The sequence below is a fragment of the Corynebacterium sp. KPL2680 genome, assembly GCF_040225675.1.
GTDB classification, from domain to species: Bacteria; Actinomycetota; Actinomycetes; order Mycobacteriales; family Mycobacteriaceae; genus Corynebacterium; species Corynebacterium rhinophilum.
The window spans coordinates 1-5,768 of sequence record NZ_JBEHFM010000040.1 but is presented as its reverse complement, the minus strand read 5'-3'; the positions used below and the strand labels follow the sequence as shown (position 1 = coordinate 5,768).

Sequence of the window (5,768 nt, the reverse complement as noted above, 5' to 3'; positions counted from 1 at the left end):
TGAGAACTCAATAGTGTGCCAATGTACTTATTTTTTATTTTTGTGTGCATGGTTGTGTGTTGATTGGTCTGTTGGCCAGCGAATCTTGTGTGGTTTGTTGGTTGGTGTGTGCCGGTAAGGTGTTGGAATACGCATCTTTTTGAATACTGTTTAGTGTTTCGGCTGCATTGATGGATTGGTTGGCATGTGATTGTGTTCAACTTTTTGTCTCCCTTTTTTGCCCCGTCGGGTTGGGGAGGCAGTTTATTTTTTCTTTGTAGTAATTTTTGGACGCCAGCATGGGCCTGCTTTTGTGTGGTTTGTGGTGGTTTGTTCTTTTGGTTAGGTTTGGGCTTTTCACGGCCTTGATTTTGGAATGTTGTTCTGAAATTTTTCTTTTTGTGGAGAGTTTGATCCTGGCTCAGGACGAACGCTGGCGGCGTGCTTAACACATGCAAGTCGAACGGAAAGGCCCTGCTTGCAGGGTACTCGAGTGGCGAACGGGTGAGTAACACGTGGGTGATCTGCCCTGCACTTCGGGATAAGCTTGGGAAACTGGGTCTAATACCGGATAGGAACCATCTTTAGTGTGGTGGTTGGAAAGTTTTTTCGGTGTAGGATGAGCTCGCGGCCTATCAGCTTGTTGGTGGGGTAATGGCCTACCAAGGCGGCGACGGGTAGCCGGCCTGAGAGGGTGTACGGCCACATTGGGACTGAGATACGGCCCAGACTCCTACGGGAGGCAGCAGTGGGGAATATTGCACAATGGGCGCAAGCCTGATGCAGCGACGCCGCGTGGGGGATGAAGGCCTTCGGGTTGTAAACTCCTTTCGCTAGGGACGAAGCTTTTTTGTGACGGTACCTAGATAAGAAGCACCGGCTAACTACGTGCCAGCAGCCGCGGTAATACGTAGGGTGCGAGCGTTGTCCGGAATTACTGGGCGTAAAGGGCTCGTAGGTGGTTTGTCGCGTCGTCTGTGAAATTCTGGGGCTTAACTCCGGGCGTGCAGGCGATACGGGCATAACTTGAGTGCTGTAGGGGTAACTGGAATTCCTGGTGTAGCGGTGAAATGCGCAGATATCAGGAGGAACACCGATGGCGAAGGCAGGTTACTGGGCAGTTACTGACGCTGAGGAGCGAAAGCATGGGTAGCGAACAGGATTAGATACCCTGGTAGTCCATGCCGTAAACGGTGGGCGCTAGGTGTGAGGGTCTTTCTACGACTTTCGTGCCGTAGCTAACGCATTAAGCGCCCCGCCTGGGGAGTACGGCCGCAAGGCTAAAACTCAAAGGAATTGACGGGGGCCCGCACAAGCGGCGGAGCATGTGGATTAATTCGATGCAACGCGAAGAACCTTACCTGGGCTTGACATACACCAGATCGCTGCAGAGATGTAGTTTCCCTTTGTGGTTGGTGTACAGGTGGTGCATGGTTGTCGTCAGCTCGTGTCGTGAGATGTTGGGTTAAGTCCCGCAACGAGCGCAACCCTTGTCTTATGTTGCCAGCATTTGGTTGGGGACTCATGAGAGACTGCCGGGGTTAACTCGGAGGAAGGTGGGGATGACGTCAAATCATCATGCCCCTTATGTCCAGGGCTTCACACATGCTACAATGGTCGGTACAACGCGCTGCGACACTGTGAGGTGGAGCGAATCGCTGAAAGCCGGCCTTAGTTCGGATTGGGGTCTGCAACTCGACCCCATGAAGTCGGAGTCGCTAGTAATCGCAGATCAGCAATGCTGCGGTGAATACGTTCCCGGGCCTTGTACACACCGCCCGTCACGTCATGAAAGTTGGTAACACCCGAAGCCGGTGGCCTAAACGTGTTAGGGAGCCGTCGAAGGTGGGATCGGCGATTGGGACGAAGTCGTAACAAGGTACCCGTACCGGAAGGTGCGGGTGGATCACCTCCTTTCTAAGGAGCTTTTTTGTAGGCTGCAGTTGCAGTCAGGACCCACAGTTGTGGGTTGCCCACATAGTTTGTGTGGGTTGGTGGTTGAGTAGGCGAGTGTTCTGCTGCCACCGATTGTTTGGAAATTCCGGGTAGGAGACACACCTTAATCGACAGTACCGAGTGTTTGAATGGTGCTTTGTGACATGCGTAAAAGTGTCCATGCATGCAAAAATGAGTGTTGATTGTACGTTGGTGCATTGTTGGGTGTCTGGGGCATTATCCCCTTATTGTGTGCCTGACTGGTTGATGGGCGTCACCGTGGTGGTGGTGTTTGTTGCTGGTTCGGGGTGTTGTGTGAGAACTGTATAGTGGACGCGAGCATCTGCATGATGCCACTTGCTTTTGTGGGTGGTCTTCATGTGTGTGATGTGATTTTTCTTTTTGTTTATTTTGTCAAGTTCACTTGTTGCTACCGCATACGGATTGTGTGACCTTTTGTTGGTTGTGTGGTTTGTGTGTGGTGGTTGGTGTGTTCGTTATTTAGGGCGCATGGTGGATGCCTTGGCATGCTGAGCCGATGAAGGACGTGTAAGGCTGCGTTAAGCCTCGGGGAGTTGTCAATAAAGCGTTGATCCGAGGATGTCCGAATGGGGAAACCTGGCCCTGGTTATGTGGGGTTACCCTTCAGTGAATTCATAGCTGTTGTGGGGGTTACGCGGGGAAGTGAAACATCTCAGTACCCGTAGGAGGAGAAAATAATAATGATTCTGCTAGTAGTGGCGAACGAACGTGGATGAGGCTAAACCGTGTGCATGTGATACCTGGTAGGGGTTGTGTGTGCGGTGTTGTGGGGCCTAGCTTTGTGTCATCTACCAGTGGCACGCCCTTTGTGCATTGTTGTTAGGTGAAGTGGTTTGGAATGGCCTGCCGGAGTAGGTGAGAGTCCTGTAGCTGAAGATGATGATGTGGGGGTTGTTGGGTTCCCGAGTAGCAACGGGCTCGTGGAATCTGTTGTGAATCTGCCGGGACCACCCGGTAAGCCTAAATACTCAGTGTGACCGATAGTGGATAGTACCGTGAGGGAATGGTGAAAAGTACCCCGGGAGGGGAGTGAAATAGTTCCTGAAACCATGTGCTTACAATCCGTCAGAGCACTTTTTATTGTGTGATGGCGTGCCTTTTGAAGAATGAGCCTGCGAGTCAGCGGCATGTCGCGAGGTTAACCCGTGTGGGGTAGCCGTAGGGAAACCGAATCCTAATGGGGTGGTAAGTGGCATGTCCTGGACCCGAAGCGGGGTGATCTACCCATGGCCAGTGTGAAGCAGCTGTAAGAGGTTGTGGAGGCGCGAACCCACGTAGGTTGAAAACTGCGGGGATGAGCTGTGGGTAGGGGTGAAAGGCCAATCAAACTCCGTGATAGCTGGTTCTCCCCGAAATGCATTTAGGTGCAGCGTCGCATTAGCTTGGTGGAGGTAGAGCGACTGGTTGGTTGAGCGGGACTACAATCTTAGCAATGTCAGCCAAACTCCGAATGCCATCAATTGTGTTGTGCGGCAGTGAGACTGTGGGGGATAAGCTTCATAGTCGAGAGGGAAACAGCCCAGATCGCCGGTTAAGGCCCCTAAGGGTGTACTAAGTGGAAAAGGATGTGGGATCGCGAAGACAGCCAGGAGGTTGGCTTAGAAGCAGCCATCCTTGAAAGAGTGCGTAATAGCTCACTGGTCGAGTGGTTCTGCGCCGACAATGTAGTGGGGCTCAAGTACACCGCCGAAGCCGCGGCAAGCAACATTTTTTGTTGTTTGGGTAGGGGAGCGTCGTGCATGGGTGGAAGCGTTACCGTGAGGAGGCGTGGACTGTGTGCGAGTGAGAATGCAGGCATGAGTAACGAATTGTAAGGTGAGAATCCTTACCGCCGGATGACTAAGGGTTCCTGGGTCAAGTTCGTCTTCCCAGGGTGAGTCGGGACCTAAGGCGAGGCCGACAGGCGTAGTCGATGGATAACCAGTTGATATTCTGGTACCCGTACATGTGCGCCCATGATGAAGCACTGATACTAACCACTGCGGATACGCTACCTAGCATTCTTTGAGTGTTGGTGGTGTTGATGTCGTGGGGCCTGATGTGTGGTTCAAGTGATGGGGTGACGCAGTGAGGTAGCCGCGCCACTTAGTGGATTGGTGGTGTAAGCGTGTAGGCCGTGTGGTAGGTAAATCCGCTACACATTAAGGTTGAGGCGTGATGCGTAGACCCTTTCGGGTTGATGGTGGTGATCCTGTACTGTCGAGAAAAGCCTCTAGCGAGTGCGTGTATGGCCCGTACCCTAAACCGACACAGGTGGTCAGGTTGAAGATACTAAGGCGTTCGGGTGAACTGTGGTTAAGGAATTCGGCAAAATGCCCCCGTAACTTCGGGAGAAGGGGGGCCCTGTGACGTGAAGGCATTTACTGCCGGAGTGTTGTGGGGTCGCAGAGAATAGAGGGAAGCGACTGTTTATCAAAAACACAGGTCCATGCGAAGACGTTAAGTTGATGTATATGGACTGACGCCTGCCCGGTGCTGGAAGGTTAAGAGGACCGGTTAGTAACTTTTTTGGTTGCGAAGCTGAGAATTTAAGCCCCAGTAAACGGCGGTGGTAACTATAACCATCCTAAGGTAGCGAAATTCCTTGTCGGGTAAGTTCCGACCTGCACGAATGGCGTAACGACTTCTCTGCTGTCTCGACCACAGGCCCGGTGAAATTGCATTACGAGTAAAGATGCTCGTTACGCGCGGCAGGACGAAAAGACCCCGGGACCTTCACTATAGCTTGGTATTGGTGTTTGGTTCGGTTTGTGTAGGATAGGTGGGAGACTGTGAAGCTGTCACGCTAGTGGTGGTGGAGTCGTTGTTGAAATACCACTCTGATCGGATTGAGCATCTAACCTTGGCCCATGATCTGGGTTGGGGACAGTGCCTGGTGGGTAGTTTAACTGGGGCGGTTGCCTCCCAAAATGTAACGGAGGCGCCCAAAGGTTCCCTCAGCCTGGTTGGCAATCAGGTGGTGAGTGTAAGTGCACAAGGGAGCTTGACTGTGAGACAGACATGTCGAGCAGGGACGAAAGTCGGGACTAGTGATCCGGCACCTACTTGTGGATGTGGTGTCGCTCAACGGATAAAAGGTACCCCGGGGATAACAGGCTGATCTTCCCCAAGAGTCCATATCGACGGGATGGTTTGGCACCTCGATGTCGGCTCGTCGCATCCTGGGGCTGGAGTAGGTCCCAAGGGTTGGGCTGTTCGCCCATTAAAGCGGCACGCGAGCTGGGTTCAGAACGTCGTGAGACAGTTCGGTCTCTATCCGCCGCGCGCGTTGAAACTTGAAGAAGGCTGTCCCTAGTACGAGAGGACCGGGACGGACGTACCTCTAGTGTGCCAGTTATCCCGCCAGGGGTATCGCTGGTTGGCTACGTACGGAAGGGATAACCGCTGAAAGCATCTAAGCGGGAAGCCTGTTTTAAGATGAGGTTTCTTTTGAGGTCCCCTAAAGACTATGGGGTAGATAGGCCAGACTTGGAAGCACTGTAAGGTGTGAAGGCTACTGGTACTAATTGACCAAAACAAACACACCACAAATAACCCCCGAACACCATGTGGTTTAAGGGGAGTTGAAGAGTGTTCTTGTTTAGCGAGTAAACAAAATGTACACATTTCGTGTGTCGCGTCCACTATGCAGTATCTGACACAACACCCACACAATTGTGGTGGGTAGTGTTCTGATAGGTTTGTCGGTGGTTAATAGCTACAGGGAAACGCCCGGTCCCATTCCGAACCCGGAAGCTAAGCCTGTACACGCTGATGGTACTGCAACCGGGAGGTTGTGGGAGAGTAAGTCACCGCCGACACCAAACAACAAA

Annotated in this window: 3 rRNA genes; all 3 read left to right on the top strand. The window is 52.4% G+C overall.

From position 1 onward, the window contains the following. Nucleotides 1-377: 377 nt before the first annotated feature. A 16S ribosomal RNA gene (locus ABRP66_RS11305) occupies nucleotides 378-1,896 on the top strand. A 508-nt stretch (nucleotides 1,897-2,404) separates the two neighbouring features. Continuing rightward, nucleotides 2,405-5,481, top strand: a 23S ribosomal RNA gene (locus ABRP66_RS11300). A 157-nt stretch (nucleotides 5,482-5,638) separates the two neighbouring features. Continuing rightward, nucleotides 5,639-5,756: ribosomal RNA gene (rrf, locus tag ABRP66_RS11295) — 5S ribosomal RNA — on the top strand. The 16S, 23S and 5S rRNA genes sit together here, the layout of an rRNA operon. Nucleotides 5,757-5,768: the final 12 nt, after the last annotated feature.